Consider the following 4,291-nt stretch of genomic DNA (forward strand, 5'->3'; position numbering starts at 1 on the left):
ATGCATAATTTGCAAACAATCAATATAAAAATACAAACATTTTCAACACAAAAAATTAACGCAAAGATGATAATAACGGCTGTTTCTTGCAAAGAGAATACGGAAGAACAATCAAATTTTATTATTATTTAAAATAATATATTCAATGGAATGATATGAAAAAATTTCTCACTTTTACGATGTTATTTATCCCAGCGATAGGCATCGCTTCGACAAATGAAAATTTAGATTACTGCGCTACGACAGAATCTTGGGCAGCTTATCAGGTTATAAACGCCGCAGTCAGGAAAAATAACCAGCTGGATAAGCATCAGGCAAATTCAATATTAATTAACAGACACCTTCTGGAAAAAAATAAGTTACCGATAACTTATTCAGCCTGGGGCGAACTTTATTCCCAGACAATAGAAGTTACCATTCCTTATATTGATAAGAATAAATCACCGGTGATTATTATTGCTTCATCGATTATTTCTGAAGAGGAATGTTCTTTTTCCGATCCCACCTATGTTGATATCACCCCGAAAAGTTATTAATATCCACTAACAAACGAGTCTCGGTGGCTGTCATCAGTCACCGGCGATTGAATATATAACCTGTCATCCTCAAAAAATTAAAAAAGATGAGGTTTTTATGACGAATAATATTTTACAGGCACTCACTTTATTAAAGTCCAAAAAATGGGTCGATCTGACTCACAGCTTTGATCAACATTCTCCTCATTTCTCTATGTTTCCCCCTGCTCAAATTAAAACATTATTTAGTTATCAGGATGGCTTTTTCACCCAACAATTTACTTTTGTCGGGCAATATGGCACGCATATTGATGCCCCCTGCCATTTTATTCCTGATGGACGTTTCCTGAATGGGATTGAATTAAAAGAGCTGGTATTACCATTAATAGTTATTGACAAATCAGAACGGGCAGAACAAGAGCCTGATTTTTCGCTGTCCAAAGAAGATATTCTTTCTTTTGAAGCCGAGCATGGCATTATTGAAGCCGATACTTTTGTTGCATTAAGAACAGACTGGAGTAAACGCTGGCCTTCTCAGGAGAAAATGGAAAATAAAGATATCAATGGAAATAATCAGACACCCGGCTGGGGATTAGATGCACTAAAGTTTCTGTTTGAGGAAAGGAAAATAAAAGCCATCGGGCACGAAACATTTGATACTGACTCCTCAAAAGATGCCAGAAATAATAATAACTTCCTCGGCGAGCATTACGTTTTAGCACAGGATACGTATCAAATAGAAATCATGAAAAATTTAGATAAAGTTCCTACTCGTGGCGCGATTATTTTTAATATTGTCGCTAAACCAGAAAAGGCAACAGGGTTCCCGGTACGTTCATTTGCGATAATCCCGTAAGTTACAATAGGTAGTTCAAGCATAACTGACAAAAGAATGCACTAAGCTTGAACTACTTTCCTGACAAAAACTATTTAATGCTTAGAACAATACCTTAAACCCTGCTGTTGAATGTATCGGCGTTTCTACTCTATTACCATGAAGGTAATTTACCTCAGCGTAAACAGAGATATTTTTATTCACATTAGTATTTATACCCAAACCATATTTGCCGGTATTACCGGAGTAATTATTATCAAAAGTCACTTTGTTAATATTGACTTTATTGCTGCCACTAAATTCATGGGAAACAGCCAGCTTAACATATGGCATAATCTCCATACTGCCTAATGTCAGATGAGTACCAAAACGTGCCCCAGCTTCACTTTGTAAGCTATTTGCTCCTTGAATATCAGTCTGCATGCCATTACTGAGTGTATAATCAGCACTGCTGATGCGAGAATAACTGACTCTTACATAGGGATCAAAAGTAACAAGTTGAGATATTGGCAAGGTATAGCCCGTTTCCAGTGAAGCCGTGAAAGCACTCTGATTATAATCAGCCCGTCCGATATCACCGCTATTCATTCTGGCTCTAATTTGGTTTTTCAGACGATTACCTTTCAACACTGCATCAAAATACAAACCTGATTGATCCAGATAGGTCGCATACAGACCACTACTGTAACTCTCAACATCGCCATTACCACCGATATTGAATTTAACATTAGATTTGCTGTATGACGTGAAGGCACCGGCTAATAATTTACCTCTTCCCAACTCAAATTGCTTACCTACCCCGATTTGCAGCCCATGCATGGTATTTTTAAATGCGGCATAGTGATGAGTATTCAGGCGGCTATTATCGCTAAGATGGCGTACCCAAATCTCCATTTCACCATCACTGCTACGCAAATTGCCCTGCCGCTGGTGTAAAGTATTTAACTCAGTGTTCAGAATATGTTGTGAAGAAGCAGACATGCTCATTATATTTCGGGCACTGGAACTAAAACCAATTGGAACAAGTGTACTCTTATTATCAGTCTTAGTCGGCTTAGTCATTTTTGTCGGATCTTGTTTTGGTTCCTGAGGCAGCGCTTTTTCCTCATTTACCAGATACCATTCCGTATGTTCGCCATCTTTTTTACTCTCTAACCGATAACGATATTTATGAATACCAATATCTACGATGCCTTCTTTGTTCAGTAAATCAAACTGAGCATCACCTGCATTGATATAAACAAGACGGATATTTTCTGGGTGAACAATTTCCCGCCCCCTATCTTGGACTAGGATGCCAAAATTACCAGACGCATGGCCTGTCACATAAATCAGATCACCAATATTATCAGCAAGGCTGGTAGATAATTCAAAATTACCGGTACCCGATAAGTTATTTATCTCCAATTTATTATATTGTGCCCCTGACTCATACCCATCCATTATTATTTTACTATCTGGCAGCATTTCGAGATTATGGATCTGCGTCACTAAATATGGTCCTGGCTTTTCAGGGAATGGGGCATCGCCATCTTCTCCATCATCTTCATTCCATGATGGAGTAATCACTACGACTCCAGCTAATTTTAAGTTTTCAATTGAAACATTAGCTGCTGGCACGGGAGTATTTACCTTCACGTTGACAAAATTATCATCAACATTATCAATTGTTAACTCTGCACCTTTAGCAATATAAAGTCTTCCTCTTGATATAGAGTGTGCTTCCATATCAAGTTCACCACCAGTGTTAATAGTTGTATCCTGAATTATCGGCTTCCCTTGACTTTTTCCTTTACGATTTAACATAAATATTGATGAACCTTTATTAACAATAGAGTTAATCGCTGTTCCTGCATCCTCTATTCTTAAAGTTGAATTTTGATTCAAAGTTATATTTTTTATTTTTTTATCATCACGCAAAAAAATTATGGATTCATTGAATACAGTATCTGAAGGGATGTTATCAACAAAATAGGTTAGCTTATTATTCGTACTAAAAGGATCAAAACTTCTATCATCAAAAACACCAGAGTTCGAGTCAGCAATAGCGTAACCTGACACACCGAAAACAAACGCAGATATAACTAAAGACAAATAGGTTTTTTTCACTCTACAACCTCTATATTACATTCTCTTTCTTTAGCACCCTATACAACTGTCATAAGCGTGCCATAACTTAATAAAGTTACATTATTTTCATTTTACCCATTCATCATTAATCAACTATTCCCACGTCATATTCACTTAATAAAAAACACGGAACATACATTAATTATCTCGATGATTTATTTAAATAATTCAATTAGGAATAATCTAGCATCATCCACAATAGCATTAACAATAAAACAGAAAATCAATATTTATAACCATCAAAATAAAAATTTTTATAATTTCATAATGGGATAATCAATATAAATGGCCCATCATCAAATTTAATAACGCCTGTATTTACGAATAGTTCATCAGTAATTTTAATACTGCCTATCAAAAAATAGATAAGCCTTACCCCTTTTAGAAAGGGGATTAAAAAAATAAAGTATCTACCTTATAAAGGTTATCTGTTCAATTTCCTTCCCGAGAAACTGTATCGAATAAAAAGTATTTAATATTTGACTCATTATTAGTCTAACAAGCAGGAGTTAAGTAATGTTTATGTCGTGCTCTCGTCTCAATAACGAAAATCAGCCTGCATATGAGGTAAATTACGTATTCCTATCTTCTGACTGCAAATTTTCGATCAACTCTCTACAGCAGATTATCTGGTTTGGCTCAAATCCTCCATCCCATCCCCATGCTACAGCCCCAGTTTAATTGCCCTCGCTCAGAGAGTATTGAAAGAAGTTTAACTATAACACATTAATTTTTATTCATTATTTTGGGTTAAGTAAATCATATTCAATCATTAGGCTAATCAATAAGCCTAACAAGCAGGAGTTAAGTA

General features: G+C 35.8%; 3 protein-coding genes. 2 read left to right on the plus strand and 1 reads right to left on the minus strand.

The window, feature by feature from the left end; genetic code table 11:
- Nucleotides 1-155: 155 nt before the first annotated feature.
- Both AACX68_RS02485 and AACX68_RS02490 read left to right on the plus strand, forming a co-directional pair.
- A complete protein-coding gene (locus AACX68_RS02485) occupies nt 156-536 on the plus strand; it encodes a hypothetical protein (RefSeq protein WP_099108241.1) in 381 nt (126 codons plus the stop codon).
- Nucleotides 537-633: 97 nt separating this feature from the next.
- A complete protein-coding gene (locus AACX68_RS02490; RefSeq protein ID WP_228858338.1) occupies nt 634-1,371 on the plus strand; it encodes a cyclase family protein in 738 nt (245 codons plus the stop codon).
- 81 nt (nt 1,372-1,452) lie between these two features.
- On the opposite strand, the gene AACX68_RS02495 is transcribed toward AACX68_RS02490, so the two are convergent.
- Nucleotides 1,453-3,459, minus strand: coding sequence for an autotransporter outer membrane beta-barrel domain-containing protein (locus tag AACX68_RS02495; RefSeq protein WP_228858339.1), 2,007 nt, complete (start codon nt 3,457-3,459; stop codon nt 1,453-1,455).
- Between the last annotated feature and the right edge of the window lie 832 nt (nt 3,460-4,291).

The sequence above is a fragment of the Xenorhabdus sp. PB61.4 genome, from assembly GCF_963894935.1.
In the GTDB taxonomy this organism is placed as follows: domain Bacteria; phylum Pseudomonadota; class Gammaproteobacteria; order Enterobacterales; family Enterobacteriaceae; genus Xenorhabdus; species Xenorhabdus stockiae.